Here is a 15,974-nt window from a genome sequence, read left to right as displayed (position 1 = left end):
TACTTTCTAAAATTATAATTTTTATGCGAGAATTAAAACTATTATATTTGCCCTACGTATGGAAAACTTTGTAGTATCAGCTCGTAAATATCGCCCATTAGAATTTGTAGATGTTGTAGGACAATCAGCAATTACAAGTACTTTAGAACAAGCGATTACGACTCATCAATTACCCCAAGCACTTTTATTTTGTGGTCCACGAGGAGTGGGTAAAACAACTTGCGCTCGTATTTTAGCTCGTAAAATAAATGAAGAAAATGGTGTTGATGCGGACAATGATTTTGCATTTAATATTTTTGAATTAGATGCAGCTTCTAATAACTCGGTTGATGATATCAGAAATTTAATTGACCAAGTTCGTATTGTTCCACAAATCGGAAAATATAGAGTTTATATTATTGATGAGGTTCATATGTTATCCACAGCAGCTTTCAATGCTTTTCTTAAAACGTTGGAAGAACCTCCTGCTCATGCCATTTTTATATTAGCTACGACAGAAAAGCATAAAATTATACCTACAATATTATCTCGTTGTCAGATTTATGATTTTAAACGTATATCTGTAGATGATATTAAAGGTCATTTAGTAAATGTAGCTACTAAAGAGAATGTGAAATTTGAAGATGATGCTTTACATCTTATTGCACAAAAAGCTGACGGAGCATTAAGAGATTCTTTATCAATTTTAGATCGAATGGTAACTTTTACCAATAAGAATCTAACTTTAGATGCAGTTGCAGAAAATTTAAATATTCTAGACTACGAATATTATTTTAAGATGACGGATGCATTTTTAACAAATGATATTCCAGAAGCAATGCTTCAATTCAATACAATTTTGAATAAAGGTTTTGATGCTCATTTATTTATTACTGGATTAGGTTCACACTTCCGTGATTTATTAATGGCTAAAACGGCCAATACTGTCCAATTATTAGAAGTAGGAGAGCGTACAAAGGCAAAATATGTAGCACATGCACAAAAATGTTCTAGCGTATTTTTATTCGGAGCAATTGAAATTTGTAACCAAGCAGATATCAATTATAAAACTAGTAAAAATCCAAGATTAACGGTAGAAATTGCATTAATGCAACTTTCGTCTTTAACAGCAGAAGAACAAGGGCTTAAAAAAAAAAGTATAGGATAGTTCCACCTTCATTCTATCTAACAGAAGATGCTAAACAGCAACAAACTGCTGCGGGAGTAAGGCAACCTATTCCACAAAATATACCAAGTGTAATTTCTCAGGAAGCAGTGGAAACACCCGTTCGACCTGCACAAGTAATTCCTTCGCCAGAGCCTAAACGTAGAACGAACAAACCTATGGGATCTTCTAGCGGTTCTGCATTTAGTTTAAAATCAGCTATAAAAGATATAAAGAAAGATCTTGTTGAGGAGGAAGTTTTAAGAAATGATTTACCAAGAGAAAAATATGAATTAAATGATGTTCAGAATTTTTGGAATAAGTTTTTAGAACGACTTAAATTGGAACAAAATATTCCGGCTTACAATGCATTGTCTACTACAACTATTTATGTGGAAGAAAATAATGTAATTACTCTAGAATTCATCTCAGCTTCTTCTGAATCAGAATTTGAAACCTATAAAAATCGCATAATAAATGGGTTGAGGAATTCAATAAAAAACTTCTATTTTACAATTGAAGTTAAATACTCTGCACAAGAAGCTAAAAGCCATATTTTAACTTCTAAACAAAAATTTGAAGCTTTAGTCCTTAAAAATCCTGTTCTCCTTAAATTGAAAGAAGAATTTGGGTTGGATTTGTATGAATAGTTCAACTTTTAAAATGTTAATGCAAATACTTCAAAAAAAGTATTATTATAAAATAATTTTGTAAACTTGCATAGTAAAATACTCAAATAATGAAAAAAGTTCTTGTAGGAATTTTCGTTGTTGCATCTTTAGTAGCTTGTAACAAAGGAAAAACTGTAGAAAAATTAGATAACGACGATCAAAAAGCATCTTATGCTTTTGGAACTGGTTTAGGAGAAGGTGTTAAGCAAATGTCTGCTCGCCTAGTTGAATCTGATAGTATCGATTACGCTCAGTTAGAAAAAGGTTTAAAAGATTATTTAAACGGATCTACAGGTAGAGAATCTTACTCAATTGGTCAACAAATGGGACAACAGATTGAAACTGTTATTAACCAACAACAATTAGATCAATTAGATAAAGATATCATCGTTCAAGGTATTATGGACGTTGTACGTCACAAAAAACTATTAATCACTCAAGAAGCCGGAATGGGATTCTTAGATACATATGCGCAAAACCATATGAAAAATATGTCTAAGAAAAACATCGAAGAGTCTAAGAAATTAGTTGAAGCTAAAAAAGCAAATAAAGGAGCAAAAGCTACTGCATCTGGTTTAGTTTACGAAGTTGTTAAAGAAGGTACAGGTGAGAAACCAAATGCAAATTCAATTGTAAAGGTTAAGTACACAGGTAAATTATTAGCAAACGGAAAAGTTTTTGATTCTACTGAGAAAAATAACAAAGGTGAAGCTGTAGAGTTTCCATTAAACGCTGTTATTCCAGGATGGTCAGAAGGTTTACAATTAATGTCTAAAGGTGGAACATATAAATTCTATATTCCTGCAGAGTTAGGATATGGAGAAAATGGAGCGCCAGGTGGACAAATTGGACCTAACCAAGCTTTAGAATTCGAAGTTGAATTAGTTGATTTTAAAGATGGTGGTGCACAACAGCAACAACCACAAGGTGGATTGACTGAAGAGCAAATGGCTGAATTACAAAAGCAATTTGAAGCGCAAGCTCAACAAGGGAAATAATTATTCCACTATTATAAATTTAAAAAGCGACTCATTAATGAGTCGCTTTTTTTATATGAATTTTATAAATACTGAAATAATTGGTTAATTTCTACTGAACCTTTTGTAACAATTTCTAATTCATTATTTTTATTATATAAATAAAATGTTGGTAATGAAACGGGTTTAAATTTGTCTACAAATTCATAATTCGGATCTTGTAATACTTCTACCAAGTTGCTATTCAATAAATTTGGTGCAATTTCTTTCATTTTTTCTATAAAAATATCCTTCTCATATTCTGTAACTAAAATGATGTTGACATTTTCTAATCTCTTTAAGTTATTATTTAGATGTTCTAATGTTAATAAACAATGAATACATTCTGGTGAAACGAGTCCTATAAGTGTTTGTTTATTTTTTTTAATATTTTTAGAATCATAAATTCCGTCTCCTTTTAATTTTATAAATTGAAAAGAAGGCATTATTTTGGGGTAATCATTATTCTGATTTTGTGCCTGAGTGAATATACTCCCAATGGCAATAAATAGAATTGTAAGTAAAGATTTCATAGTGTATATTAATTTGGGTGGAAGATAAGAACTGTTTTTTAAAAACAAAAAAAGAGATCACAAAAGTGACCTCTTTTTAAAAATGAATTTATTAAACTATAGATAGTTTTGGGTGGGTTGAAATTTTTTAAAATTTGTATGTTACTTGTGCTGCCATATTAAAAGGATCAATTTGGTTGATGTAACCACCTCTATAATAAGAGTTATATCCTACAACATCTGTAATATTATTAAAGAATACGCGGAAATCAAATTTCTTTAGTGTATATCCTAATTGTGCATTTAAAGTTGTGTAATCTGGCATTAAGAATGGTGCAGCACCGTTCATCACATTTCCATGAGAATCTCTTGTTGTTGCTTGATCATTAACTGGGCGTGATCCTGTGTAATAAATCCCAACAGATGCAGCTAAACCGTCGATAAATGATTTTGTGTTTTGAAATTTGTATTGTACCCAAGCATTAGCAGTTGTGTAAGGTGAGTTCATTGGACGAGAACCTTGTACGTAAGATGGAGAGCTGTTGTATCCTGCATCTACATAAGAGTAACCTAATAATACTTGTAAGTTAGTTAATGGACGACCTGTAACTTCAACTTCAACACCACTTCTTCTTAAATTACCTGCATAATCGTAGAAGTTTGTTGCCGCGTTAGTTGTAGGATCATAGTATTGGTAAGTTAAGTTATCTTGGTTCATATTAAAGTAATTCACGTTTGCACGTAAACGGTCTTGGAACCATGATGTTTTAATACCAGCTTCGAATTGATCTGTTACAGAAGCACCAGCTTTTGTACCATCAATCATATTTTGTGCAGCACTACGTAAACTTGTTGTAGTTGCATAAGTACCGTAAATATTAATGTTTTCTGTTGGTGAGTACATTAATCCAATCATCGGATCGATTGCTGAATCTTTGTAATCATTAGCGTAAGAATAACGTGCAGCAGCAACTAATTTAAATTTTTCTGCATACGTTAATTGTTGTTGCGTTAAGAATCCGTAAGAAGTCATGTTTTCCATTGTAGCTTCTCTTAATTCTAATTGTGCCCATTGCTCTGGAGTTAATTCAATGTGGTTGTTGATTGCTCCTGTAGATGCAACATCACTATTTACATTTGTAATACCAGCAGCTGTGCGGTTATCAGTTCTTGTTGTACTTAAATCGTAACCAACTTGCCATGACCATTTAAATTTACCGAATGCAAATTCTTTTCCCATAACATCAATTTGGAAAGTTGAATTACGGTCATCTTTAAAGCTATGAGCCATACCACGTCTTCTTGTATCACCGTTTCCTGTTAAAGTAGAACCTAATTGATCACGTGTATTGAAGTTGGACATCCAAGCTGCACGAACATTAATTTTGTCAGTTAATTGGCGAGTTAATCTTGCAGAATAAGAGAAAACTTCCATTTCTTCATTATCAATATCGAAACCTAAGAAACGAGATCCCATATCAATTAATCCATTTTCTGTAATACCTTTTGTGTTATAAGTACCACGATCGGGAGTAGCATTTCCTTTTAAGTAATCAAATTCAGCAATGAATTCAGTTTTATCATCAATTTTCCAAGCTAAAGATGGATTTACGTAGACTTTGTCTTTGTTAATAACATCTCTGTAGCTATCAGCTTGTTCGTAAGCTCCATTCACTCGGAATGCGAAGTTTTTACTTTCTCCAAGTGCTCTTTGTACATCAAAAGTTGTACGAATTTGGTTCCAAGAACCTACACGTAAACCAATGTTTGCAGCGTTAGTATAACGTGGAGTTTTGGTTACTAAATTGATTAATCCACCTGCAGATCCTAATCCATTAGCCATACCTTGCGTAATTGCAGCTGCACCACGAATTACCTGTAAAGATTCAATTCCTTGCATGTCTGAAACAGCTGATCCAGTTCTGAAATCTGAATCCATACGAATACCATTTTTAAGAACTGGAGTTCCACGGTAACCACGGATAGACATAGACTCTCTATTTCCACCATAAGAACCAAATAATGTAACACCTGGTACATTACGAGCAGCTTCCGTAATTGTTAAAGCTCCTTGATCTTCGATTAATTTTTCAGAAATTACAGAGATTGATTGTAATTGTTCTTGAGGAGAACCTGGGAAACGAGTGATTGTTTCTAGTCCTCTTTGGTTTTTATTACGGTCTCCAAATATTTCAACTTGTTTAAGATTATTTATTGAATCAATTTCTTGTGCATAGGAATATGAAATACAGAATAAACTGATAGCTGTTAGTAGAATAGGATTTTTTCTCATGTTATGTTTATTTATTCTAAATAATTATAGCGCAAATTTAAATGGATTCAGTCTAAATAAAAAATTAAAAGGCTGATAAATATCATTTATCAGCCTTTTAATGTTAATTTTTTTAGGAAATTTATTCAAAAAATGAAAAATGCACGTTTCCATATTTTTTATGTTGAACAAATCTTGGGTGATTTTCAAACTTAATTGAATCAGGATGCTCTAATACAAAATTTCCTCCTTCTTCTAACCATTCGTTTTCTAAAATGCCATTTAATAATTTTTCATAATCTTCAGCACTTAAGTCATATGGAGGGTCTGCGAAGACGATGTCGTATCCTTTTATTGCTTTTTTAGCGACATATTTAATAGCATCTGCTTTTTGCGTATTGATAATATTATCTAATTCTAATTTTTTCGCTGTTTCATCTAAAAATTTAATGCATCCTGTAAAACTATCTACAGATGTAACTTTTTTAGCACCACGCGATGCAAACTCTAAAGAAATAGATCCAATTCCAGAAAATAAATCTAAAACTGTAATTTCATCAAAATACCATTGGTTATTTAAAATATTAAACAGAGCTTCTTTTGCAAAGTCTGTCGTTGGCCTAACAGGTAAATTAGTTGGCGCAGTGATTCTTTTTCCTTTTAATGATCCTGAAATTATTCGCATTCAAAAATTTTATAAAGTAAATATTTAGGTCCTAATGCTTCTATTTCCTCATTGATTTTAACGGATTGAATATATTTAGATAAATATTCATAAGTTAAATCTTCAGTAGAGATTCCTCCTTCTAATGAAAGGTAGGTTTGCGTTGGGTCCAATTTAATTTGTTCTAATGTATTTAAGATATAATATACCACATCTTCATTGGTTATTACATTAAATATATTATAAAAGACAAAAGTGCCTTTTTTATAAATGCAAATTTCTAAATTTTGTTCGATTAAACGTACAAATACTTGATTCTTTTCAGAATCTATTTTAACCTCATCTATTAAAAGTTTACCTATATGTAGAATATGTGCATTTTTAAGATTGGGTAATTCTTTAAAAACTTGAGCTATTGGTGTGTAAGAATTAAAAAATAATGATGCTTCAACATTTTTTAAAGCTAGTTTATGATAGCTGATATCTTTATTTTGAGCTAAAAAAAGAGGATTCTCATTATTAAAAGTATTGTAATTTGTAGGAACTATATTAATAGGAGTAGATAAATAGCAAATTTTTACAGAATCATAGTATAATAATAAAGACAAATTAGCTTTTATTTCCTTTTCAACACTTGTTAAAATATCTGCATCATTATTAAGTGATAAATTAACTCTTAATGCTTCTGAATAAAATACTTCGTCTTCGTAAGCAGTCTTAGTTAAATAAGTAAGAGTATCATTTGTAATAAATATCGCTAAAGTTTTTGTAGAGGTTTTTTCAGACATGATAATAAATGATTTATTTCAACTCGTTTATAAAGATATATATTAAAGCGATTGATATTAAAAATAGTAATATTTTGAAAGCTAATTTCATGTAATGTATCTTTGACGTAAATATACTTATTAATATTAATTCCTCTCATGAGTAAATAAAAACAAACAGGTGGAATTTATAATTAGTGCTATTATAAAAAAGATAAAATGAGAAAGATTGCCGTAATTCCAGCTCGCTATGCAGCATCACGTTTTCCAGGGAAATTAATGAAAATGTTAGGTGATAAAACTGTTATTCGTATGACTTACGAAAATGTAATTGCCACGCATTTATTTGATGATGTTTTTGTGGTTACAGATTCAGATTTAATTTATGAAGAAATTGTAAATCATGGAGGCAAAGCGATATATAGTGAGAAAGAACATGAAACAGGTAGTGATCGTATTGCAGAAGCTGTAGAAAAACTAGAATGCGATATTATACTTAATGTCCAAGGAGATGAACCATTTGTAAATCATAAAGCATTAGCAGATATATTATCTTCTTTTGAAGGTGATGAAGGAAAAAATGTAGATGTTGCTACTCTAAAACAAGAAATAATTGATTCAGATGAAATTGATAATCCAAATATTGTAAAAGTAATTACGGATTATAACGACTACGCATTATATTTTTCAAGAAATGCAATTCCATTTCCAAGGGAAACAAACTTTGTTGCGCAATATTACAGACACATCGGAATCTATGCTTTTAGAAAAGAAGCATTGTTAAAGTTTTCACAATTACCAATGCGTCAAAACGAACGCGCAGAGAAGCTTGAACAATTGCGTTATTTAGAATATGGGATGAAAATTAAAGTGATAGAAACTAGCTTCAACGGTGTAGGAATAGACACTCCAGAGGATTTAGAAAAAGCAAAATTATTACTAAGTTAGGATTTTGTTAATATTAACAATATATCTAAAATGATTACTTACCTTTGTATCCCAATCAACTAAATTTACTAAAAAAAATTAAATTTTATTATCGCATGATATATTATTGTGCTTTTCGGTACGAATATTGTTGTTTTTATATATAGTAAGTTAAATTATTGATTATGAGTGATTCATGGAAAGAGTATGTGTCAGAAGGGTTGATTGATAAAAGATCATTCTTAGTGTCTAAAACTGGTTTAGTTAAAAAACTTTACACAGGACAAGATAAATACAAGATTTTAGAGGGTGCAATTAATAACGGTTACCGTGCAATATGGGTAACCAAGGCAGATGGAAAACGTACAGCTAAATATGTACATAAAATGGTTGCAGAAACATTTTTACCTAACATTGATAACAAAGAATATGTTATTCATATAGACCATGAAAAATTAAACAATAGCATTGAAAATTTGCAGTGGGCTACGTTAGAAGAGTGGAAAGAACACAACAAAGATTTATTTAGAATGATGAAAGGTCGCTCACGTCTAGATAGTATTCCGAATAGTAAGTTAACGGAGAATCAAGTTGTACGTTTAAAAAAGAAATTGATGGATCCAAATCGCAAAACTAAAATTGCTGCTTTGGCTAAACAATTTAATATTTCACAAGGACAAGTTTATCGAATTTTAAGAGGAGAAAACTGGTCTCATATCGAAGTAAAGTAAATAAAATAGAGTAATCATTTTTGAGGAGATTTTTTTAAATCTCCTTTTTTTGTTTGTATATTCATCGTTCAAACTCAAATTAACTACAATTTTTATATATGTTAAAAGCTAAACTAGCATCTACTATAGCGTTATTTTTTTCCATTTTTTCATATGCACAAACAGCAGAAGAAATAATTTTAAATAATTTAAATATTTCTGGAGGTGAAAAAGCATGGAATAGTTTAAACAGTATAATTCTAAAGGGGGAAGCACATCTAAATTTGGACTATTCTTACCCTATTGTTATAAAACATCAAAGACCTTATCATAAAAAAGTTTCATTTGTTATAGATGGTAAAGAAGTATTAAATGAAGGATATGACGGGAAAAATGGGTGGACATATAGTGAGATACAAAAGAAAAATGTAATCATTCCTAATTATACACCAGATGCATTTGATTCAGATTTATTGAAATATAAACAAAAAGGATTTAATGTAAAATTAGTAGGAAAGGAGACTTATGATAAAAATAAAAAATGTTATAAAATAGAACTTACAAAAAATATAAATAAATCATCTTACTGTTTTGATGAAAAAACATACCAATTAGTTTTTGAACAAAATAAAGATGAAGTATTATACTACTCAGATTATAAAAATTTTAATGGATTAAGTTTTGCGACAAAAATAATTGGAAAACCAAACGAAGGTGGAGAATACATTATTAAATTTAATTCAATTCAAATAAACCCTCAAATTGAAAAGAAAGTTTTTAAATTCTAAAACCAATTCTAAAATCATTTAGAATGAGTATTTTTGTTTCAATCTATAAATAGATTTTTATGTCATTAAACTCACTTTTTGAACCTTCAAATGATTTTGAAAAAAATTATTTAGTAGAGTTATTGAATAAAGTAAAAAAGGAATATCCTGATCCAATAACATTTATTGATGAGTTAACAGAAATTATAGAAAATGATGAAGAAAAGCGTCAATTTTTAATCCTACAGTTAGGTAATATTTTTGCTAATTTAAATTTTATTGGATACTTAGTTGATTCAGGAATTCATGTGGAAGACGGTTTAATTTCAATATTCAGAAAACGAATTGGAGATTTAATCCTTCCTGAAATTGAGGATAATAATGAATTAACTTCGCTTGTGAATGAAATCTTTTATGATCATAAAAGATTTGAAGTAATTCGCATTATACCAAGAGATCGTTGGGAAAAGTTTTTTCGAGTGTTAACTCTAACTATGCCCGAAAGCTATTCTAAGCATAAAACGTCTTACGTTAAACATTCTTTATTACAAGCATTGGTGATTTTAACAGATCGTATTACAGGTGGTTTTTCAGGTAAAGAAATGATGCGTTATAGTTCAGAAGTAAATTATTTAAGTAATCCATTTTCAAAATTATCATTACAAATAAATAAGATTGTTGATAAACCAGATCTTCCGTTTGATAACTTAGAAATAAAAGAGAGTATTGCAAATTGTAGAAAATTATTAGATGATATTTTAACTCAAAAAGATTATAAAGGAATTTCGCTAGATGTAGCAGCTAAGATCAACCGTTTACAGCAACAGCTTAGTAGATTGCAAGTAGTGATGAATAGTTTTAATGATTTAAAGCACAACGGATTAATAGGGTTTTATGTAAGTGCTACAAAATCTTGGACTGAATTTTATTCACCTAAAAATTGGATGAGTAATCAATTAAGTTCTACTTTATATTTAATTACTTTTTTAGTTACTTACCATAATGGTAAAACCGGAGAAAAATATATAACTACAACGGCCAAAGAATATATTCGTATGTTTTGGACTGCATGTGGAGGTGGTTTTATAGTTGCTTTTTTATGTTTTATAAAAACATGGTTAGGTAATATTCCAGATAGTTCACTTTTCTTTAAAGGATTTACTTTTAGTATAAATTATGCCATAGGATTTACTACAATATATTTGCTACATTGGACTTTAGCTACTAAACAGCCTTCGATGACTGCTGCTCGTATTGCAAGGGCTCTTGTACCAAAATCAGGAACTGACCTGAATGTAAAAGACTTTACGACTTTATTTGCTCAGTTGTGCAGAAGTCAGTTAATAGCATTTTTAGGAAACGTAATTGCAGGTTTTTCAGTAGCGATGTTAATTTTTCTTTTTATAGATAAAGTACTTGGGCAAGAAGTTATAAAATATTCCAAAGCTTATCATTATTGGGAAGAAGTTGTAACCATGGATACACAAATATTCTACTTTGGTGCAATTGCAGGAGTATTTTTATTTATATCAGGTTTAGTATCTGGTATTACAATTAACAATCAGCGTTTTTATAATATTCCAGAAAGAGTATACCATCATCCAATTCTTTCTAAATTTTTTGGACAAGTAAAAAGAAGAAAAATAGCCAATTGGGTAGAGCGTAACAACGGAGGAGTTATAGGTAATATTGTTTTTGGATTTTTAATGGGATTTGCTTTCCTAATTGGAGAAATTTTAGGAATGCCTTTCGATATTCGTCACATTACTTTTGTCGCTGGTAATTTTGCTATAGGAATAGCAGGAATGGATTATCATTTTGATGATAAAGGCGCTATTATAATTGGATTTATTTCTGTATTCTTGGTAGGATTATGTAATTTTATAGTAAGTTTTACTTTATCATTAATCTTAGCATTTAGATCTAATAATATCCCTACATATAAAATGTTTCCTATGATAATAAATATCATCAAGGCATTTTTCCGTAATCCATTACCATTTTTTATCCCACCTTTGTGGACTAAATCAAAAGAAGAAGCATAATATTATGATGGAAATTAATTTTTCTAAACAAAATAAATACGATAAAGCATATCTACGAATGGCCTTAGAATGGGCTAAACTTTCGTATTGTAAGAGAAAACAAGTTGGAGCTATTATTGTTAAAGATCGTATGATAATATCTGATGGCTATAATGGAACACCAAGTGGTTTCGAAAATTGTTGTGAAGATAATAAAGGTGATACGGAATGGTATGTATTACATGCGGAGGCAAATGCAATATTAAAATGTGCCGCCTCTACACAATCTACAAAAGGTGCAACTTTATATATTACAATGTCTCCTTGCAAAGAATGTAGTAAATTAATCCTGCAAGCAGGTATAGAACGTATCGTTTATATGGAGAAATACAAAGATAATTCGGGCTTAGATTTTTTAAATAAAGCAGGAATTGAAATTATACACCTTCCTGAAGAAGAACTTAATTCTTAATGAAGATTTTTTTTAAAATATTAAATATATTTTTATTAGCCTTAATTTTATTCTTGGTTGGTTTTCTTGTAGGTAAGAAATACGATTTTGCATTTGATGAAAATGATGATATTGTTGGTTTACAATATAGTAGTAATGAGCAGAAAATAAGAAGATTAGTTTCACTTATAGACAATCAATATGTAAATGATGTAAATTCTGATAACTTAGTGGATGAGGCAATTAATTTTATGATTGGCAAACTTGATCCGCATAGCACATATCTTAACAAGGATATGATAAAAAAAGCAAATGAAGAGCTTAGTGGAGAATATGCGGGAGTTGGATTACAATATAGAGTAATAAATGATACAGCAGTAGTTAGCCAAATGTTGCCAGGCTCGCCAAACTATGAAAAATTAAAATTTGGGGATCGAATTATCGAAATAGCCAATAAACCTGTATTTGCTGAGAATTTAAAACAATTTACTGCATTATTAAAAGGAAAAAATCAGTCCAGCGTTGATATAAAAATAATTAGAAATAAACAACCTTTATCTATCAAGTTAAAAAGAAGTATGGTTCCAGTTCCTACGGTGACAGGTAAACATATGATTAATGAAGAAATTGGGTATATAAAATTGACACGCTTTGGTGATAAATCTGCAATTGAAGTTCATTCAGCACTAAAAGAATTACTAGATCAAGGAATGAAAACATTGGTTTTCGATTTAAGGGGGAATCCAGGGGGAGTAATGAGGGTCGCAGAAGAAATTGCGGACGAATTCTTAACCAAAGACGAACTGATTGTGTATACACAAGATAAGTCTAAAGCTAAAAAATATATTTACGCTACAAACTATGGGCTTTTTGAGCATGGAAAAGTTTATGTTTTAATAGACGAAAGTTCAGCTTCATCAAGTGAAATTGTCGCAGGAGCATTACAAGATTATGGGAGAGGAACAATTGTAGGGCGTAGATCCTATGGAAAAGGACTTGTACAACGTGAAATAAACTTAGGAGATGATACACGTGTACGACTTACAGTAGCTAATTATTTTACTCCATCTGGTAGATCAATACAAAGGCCATATGATAAAGGAAAACAAGCATATGGAGATGATATTTATCAACGCCTAAAAAATGGAGAACTCTATAATAAAGACTCAATTAAAGTAAATGAGGAATTAAGATTTAAAGCTCCTTCCGGAAAAATTGTATATGGAGGAGGCGGAATTATTCCTGATGAGTTTGTACCATTAGATGTTTCTTCAGTATCAAATTGGTTAGTTTATAATAATGATGCAAAATTATACCAAGAATTTATATTTAAAAAAGCAGATCAATTTCATTCTTTGTTCTTATTAGAAAATGAAAAAAGATACATTAATTACTTTGGAGCAGGAATTTTAAGGAATGATTTTTTAAATATGATAGGTGTTCCTTCAAAAGAGTTTAATCCGGCATTAAGTAATACAATTGATACATATATTAAAGCTATTTTAGCAAACGAACTATTCGGAAATCGTGCTTATTTGGAGATATGGAGTAAAGAAGACGAAATGATAAAAAAGATTTTAGAATTAGAAAATACAAAATCATAGCATGCTTTGGAAAGACGCATTGTACGATTATAAAATGTATCTGAAATTAGAAAAAAGAGTTTCAGATAATACAATAGAAAATTACCTAAGAGATATCAATAAATTAATTGCCTATTCAGAAATTCAACCATTAGAATATACACAAGAAAACATATTATCTTTTATACACACTTACGCATCATGTGAATATAGTGTAAGATCACAAGCGAGATTAATCTCTAGTTTAAAAAGTTTTTTTGGCTATTTACAATTAGAAGAATTTAGGGAAGATAACCCAGCTTCTATGCTAGAAACGCCTAAGATTGGATTAAAACTCCCAGATGTTTTATCTGAAATAGAGATTGATCAAATGGTAGAGGTTATTGATTTGTCTAAACCAGAAGGACAAAGAAACCGAGCAATTTTAGAAACTTTATACGGATGTGGATTGCGCGTTTCGGAATTAATAAATCTTAAAATTTCAGATCTATTTTTTGATGAAGGTTTTCTTCGTGTAATAGGGAAAGGAAATAAGCAACGATTGGTTCCAATTAGTGAGTATACGATAAAATATATTAACTTGTACAAGGATGCTATCCGAGTGCATCAAAAAATACAAACAGGGTACGAGGATTTCTTATTTTTGAATAGAAGAGGAAAAAGTTTAACTCGTGTCATGATATTTACAATTGTAAAAGAATTATCTATAATAGGTGGAGTTAAGAAAACGATATCTCCTCATACATTTAGACATTCTTTTGCTACGCATTTATTAAAAAATGGAGCAGATCTAAGAGCAATTCAATTAATGCTTGGTCATGAAAGTATTACGACAACAGAAATATACACACACGTGGATCAGGAATTTATTAGAGAAGCTATATTAAATTTTCATCCAAGAAATAAAAATTAATACCTACATTTATGAGTAAATCATTTCATTATTGTCCGAATTGTAGTTCACAAAATATTGAATTTAATTTCAGAAAATTAAGTTGCAAGGACTGTGAGATGGTCTATTATCAGAATGTAGCGACTGCAACCGCTGTTATACTAAGAAGAAAAGATGAAATTCTTTTTACAGTAAGAAACAAAGAACCACAGAAAGGTAAATTAGATTTGCCCGGCGGTTTTACGGATCCGAATGAAACCGCAGAGCAAACTTGCCAAAGAGAACTAAAGGAAGAGTTAAATTTAGAACTTAATGTGTCTGAATTTAAATATTTAATGTCTCAACCAAATGACTATGAATATAAGACTATTCCTTATAAAACGTGCGATTTAATCTTTGAATCAAATTTTCCAGAAAATGCTGAATTAAAATTAGAATTGGAGGAAATTGTAGAAGTTAAATGGATTAAATTATCAGAAATTAAGTTAGAGGAAATTGGATTTGAATCTCTAAGAAATGCAGTTTCATTTTATTTGGAAAACCATAATTAATAATCATATGAAAAAGTTAGCTTTTATTACTTTATTGATAATAACATGCATAAGTTGTAATACACAGAAAGTAAATGTTGATTACGACCGTAATGTTGATTTTTCACAGATTAGAACTTACCAAATTGATGAGTCAGTTTCTTCAGGTTTAAATGAATTGGATCAAAAAAGATTATTTGATGCCATACAGCAAAATCTTAAATTCAGAGGTGTTCGTAATGCTGAATCTTCAGATATATATTTACGCATTTCTCCAAGAGAATATGTTTCGTCTAACACAAATTCTTCTGTAGGAGTAGGGTTAGGAACAGGAATTGGGAAAGTTTTGGGAGGTGGAATATCTGTCGGAATTCCTGTTACATCTAAAAAACTTAATCAAGAATATGTTGTTACAATGTACCAAAATAATAGCTTGATTTGGGAAGGGATTTTAAATCTACAAATGCCTTTAAATGCTTCAGCAGATGTGAAGCAACAAAGCATAGAGAAAGGAGTTTCTAAATTGTTTAAAAACTACCCTCCTAAAAAATAATTAAGGTAATCGATAAATTAATGGATTTTCTTCCGATCTAACCATAGTAGTTTTGTCCAATAATTTTATAGTTACTGGTTGTGAAGGAACTGCTTTAGCAGCAATTTTTTTCATCTTTAAGTCGTTTACTGCATAGTTTATAACTGCATTCAACGCTTCTGTTCCATATCCTTTATTCCAAAATTTCTTTTTGAATCGGATATTTAGAACAGGACCATATTTTGTTTGGCGCATACCAGCCCATCCAACAAAACGTCCACTTTTTCTTTCATAAACTCCCCAAAGTCCAAAACCAAATTCATGGTAATGTTCAATCATTTTTTCAATAAAAAAAAGAGCTTCGTCTTCTGATAAATAAGGCTTTTCGTTTACAGCTTTTATAACTTCTTTTTCAGAATTTAAGATAAATAAATCGTAAGCATCTATGTCAAGAAATTCTCTTAAAACAAGTGATTTTGTTTCACAAATAGTCTTCATTTAATAAATAATGT

17 protein-coding genes are annotated in these 15,974 nt (G+C 30.2%); 12 read left to right on the top strand and 5 right to left on the bottom strand.

What is annotated here, in order from left to right:
• Positions 1-58: 58 nt before the first annotated feature.
• The 3 genes from dnaX to IM532_RS04605 all read left to right on the top strand — a co-directional run bounded on the left by dnaX (position 59) and on the right by IM532_RS04605 (position 2,813).
• Positions 59-1,147 (top strand): DNA polymerase III subunit gamma/tau, encoded by a 1,089-nt coding sequence (gene dnaX / locus IM532_RS04615; RefSeq protein WP_194182258.1) that lies wholly within the window; start codon positions 59-61, stop codon positions 1,145-1,147.
• 107 nt (positions 1,148-1,254) lie between these two features.
• Entirely contained in the window at positions 1,255-1,794 is a 540-nt protein-coding gene (locus tag IM532_RS04610) for a hypothetical protein (protein ID WP_194182257.1), read from the top strand.
• 89 nt (positions 1,795-1,883) lie between these two features.
• Positions 1,884-2,813, top strand: a complete 930-nt coding sequence (locus IM532_RS04605; protein WP_194182256.1) for an FKBP-type peptidyl-prolyl cis-trans isomerase — start codon at positions 1,884-1,886, stop codon at positions 2,811-2,813.
• Between the two features lie 62 nt (positions 2,814-2,875).
• Here the strand turns inward: IM532_RS04605 and IM532_RS04600 are convergent, their stop codons facing one another.
• From IM532_RS04600 to IM532_RS04585, 4 genes are all read right to left on the bottom strand, one after another.
• Positions 2,876-3,364 carry a TlpA family protein disulfide reductase gene (locus IM532_RS04600; RefSeq protein WP_194182255.1) on the bottom strand — a complete coding sequence of 163 codons (489 nt, stop codon included), beginning with the start codon at positions 3,362-3,364 and terminating at the stop codon, positions 2,876-2,878.
• 127 nt (positions 3,365-3,491) lie between these two features.
• Positions 3,492-5,636 carry a TonB-dependent siderophore receptor gene (locus IM532_RS04595; protein ID WP_194182254.1) on the bottom strand — a complete coding sequence of 715 codons (2,145 nt, stop codon included), beginning with the start codon at positions 5,634-5,636 and terminating at the stop codon, positions 3,492-3,494.
• A 121-nt stretch (positions 5,637-5,757) separates the two neighbouring features.
• Positions 5,758-6,300 (bottom strand): 16S rRNA (guanine(966)-N(2))-methyltransferase RsmD, encoded by a 543-nt coding sequence (gene rsmD, locus IM532_RS04590; RefSeq protein ID WP_194182253.1) that lies wholly within the window; start codon positions 6,298-6,300, stop codon positions 5,758-5,760.
• Positions 6,291-7,067, bottom strand: coding sequence for a DUF3822 family protein (locus IM532_RS04585; protein WP_194182252.1), 777 nt, complete (start codon positions 7,065-7,067; stop codon positions 6,291-6,293). Before IM532_RS04585 ends, rsmD begins: the two co-directional genes overlap by 10 nt.
• Before the next feature lie 198 nt (positions 7,068-7,265).
• Here IM532_RS04585 and kdsB point away from each other — a divergent pair, with 198 nt between their 5' ends.
• The 9 genes from kdsB to IM532_RS04540 all read left to right on the top strand — a co-directional run bounded on the left by kdsB (position 7,266) and on the right by IM532_RS04540 (position 15,483).
• The gene (kdsB, locus tag IM532_RS04580; protein WP_194182251.1) at positions 7,266-7,994 is read left to right on the top strand and encodes a 3-deoxy-manno-octulosonate cytidylyltransferase; all 729 of its coding nucleotides are present in this window, start codon (positions 7,266-7,268) and stop codon (positions 7,992-7,994) included.
• A 164-nt stretch (positions 7,995-8,158) separates the two neighbouring features.
• On the top strand, positions 8,159-8,704 hold the full coding sequence (locus IM532_RS04575; protein ID WP_194182250.1) for an HNH endonuclease signature motif containing protein: 546 nt from the start codon (positions 8,159-8,161) through the stop codon (positions 8,702-8,704).
• A gap of 98 nt (positions 8,705-8,802) precedes the next feature.
• On the top strand, positions 8,803-9,471 hold the full coding sequence (locus tag IM532_RS04570; RefSeq protein WP_194182249.1) for a LolA-like protein: 669 nt from the start codon (positions 8,803-8,805) through the stop codon (positions 9,469-9,471).
• A gap of 59 nt (positions 9,472-9,530) precedes the next feature.
• Positions 9,531-11,495, top strand: a complete 1,965-nt coding sequence (locus IM532_RS04565; protein ID WP_194182248.1) for a site-specific recombinase Gcr — start codon at positions 9,531-9,533, stop codon at positions 11,493-11,495.
• Positions 11,496-11,502: 7 nt separating this feature from the next.
• Entirely contained in the window at positions 11,503-11,946 is a 444-nt protein-coding gene (locus IM532_RS04560) for a deoxycytidylate deaminase (RefSeq protein ID WP_194182247.1), read from the top strand.
• A complete protein-coding gene (locus tag IM532_RS04555) occupies positions 11,946-13,529 on the top strand; it encodes a S41 family peptidase (protein ID WP_194182246.1) in 1,584 nt (527 codons plus the stop codon). The genes IM532_RS04560 and IM532_RS04555 overlap by 1 nt, the downstream gene beginning before the upstream one ends.
• Position 13,530: 1 nt before the next feature.
• Positions 13,531-14,421 (top strand): site-specific tyrosine recombinase/integron integrase, encoded by an 891-nt coding sequence (gene xerA, locus IM532_RS04550; protein WP_194182245.1) that lies wholly within the window; start codon positions 13,531-13,533, stop codon positions 14,419-14,421.
• A gap of 11 nt (positions 14,422-14,432) precedes the next feature.
• Positions 14,433-14,951: an NUDIX hydrolase gene (locus tag IM532_RS04545; RefSeq protein ID WP_194182244.1), complete on the top strand. Its 519-nt coding sequence runs from the start codon at positions 14,433-14,435 to the stop codon at positions 14,949-14,951.
• 7 nt (positions 14,952-14,958) lie between these two features.
• On the top strand, positions 14,959-15,483 hold the full coding sequence (locus IM532_RS04540) for a DUF4136 domain-containing protein (RefSeq protein WP_194182243.1): 525 nt from the start codon (positions 14,959-14,961) through the stop codon (positions 15,481-15,483).
• On the opposite strand, the gene IM532_RS04535 is transcribed toward IM532_RS04540, so the two are convergent.
• Positions 15,484-15,960, bottom strand: coding sequence for a GNAT family N-acetyltransferase (locus tag IM532_RS04535; RefSeq protein ID WP_194182242.1), 477 nt, complete (start codon positions 15,958-15,960; stop codon positions 15,484-15,486).
• Positions 15,961-15,974 lie beyond the last annotated feature (14 nt).

Source organism: Faecalibacter rhinopitheci, assembly GCF_015234135.1.
GTDB classification, from domain to species: Bacteria; Bacteroidota; Bacteroidia; order Flavobacteriales; family Weeksellaceae; genus Empedobacter; species Empedobacter rhinopitheci.
The sequence above is the reverse complement of the archived record's forward strand: the minus strand, read 5'-3'. Positions and strand labels throughout refer to the sequence as shown.